Here is a 660-nt window from a genome sequence, read left to right on the forward strand (position 1 = left end):
CACCGACTACGCCAAGGAAACCGCTGAACTGACCCGCACGCAGATCCTGCAGCAGGCCGGTACCGCGATGCTGGCCCAGGCCAACCAGTCGCCGTCCAGCGTGATGAGCCTGCTGCAGGGCTGATCCCCCGCACCGGTTCATGCAACACCACGGAAAGGCCGCCTTCGGGCGGCCTTTCTGCGTGTGGGCGAGAGCGGAATCACGCCCCCGTTGACATTGGCGAAAAAACTTTTCGCGCAGTCCCTAAAGGTCTGGCGCGGGGTGTCGTTATTGGTATCAACGGGGCACAACACCCCAGCGGTCCTCCCCCGGGGACCTCCCCTTTCCAGCACCAGATACAACTCTCGGAGAACGGCAATGGCACAAGTCATCAACACCAACGTGATGTCCCTGAACGCACAGCGCAACCTGTCGACCAGCGGCTCCAGCCTCGCCACCACCATCCAGCGCCTGTCCTCGGGCCTGCGCATCAACAGCGCCAAGGACGACGCCGCCGGCCTGGCGATCTCCGAGCGTTTCAGCACGCAGATCCGCGGCCTGGACGTTGCCGTGCGCAACGCCAACGACGGCATCTCGCTGGCCCAGACCGCCGAAGGCGCGATGGTTGAAATCGGTAATAACCTGCAGCGCATCCGCGAGCTGTCGGTGCAGTCGGCCAA

General features: G+C 64.1%; 1 protein-coding gene and 1 pseudogene. Both read left to right on the plus strand.

Annotated features, from left to right (window positions below):
• A partial coding sequence (locus tag RCF13_RS23475) for a flagellin (protein ID WP_253189396.1) occupies nt 1-124 on the plus strand: 124 nt, incomplete at its 5' end.
• A 234-nt stretch (nt 125-358) separates the two neighbouring features.
• Nucleotides 359-660, plus strand: a pseudogene (locus tag RCF13_RS23480) (flagellin); the annotation flags it as partial.

The organism is Stenotrophomonas maltophilia group sp. RNC7, assembly GCF_030910085.1.
In the GTDB taxonomy this organism is placed as follows: Bacteria; Pseudomonadota; Gammaproteobacteria; order Xanthomonadales; family Xanthomonadaceae; genus Stenotrophomonas; species Stenotrophomonas sepilia.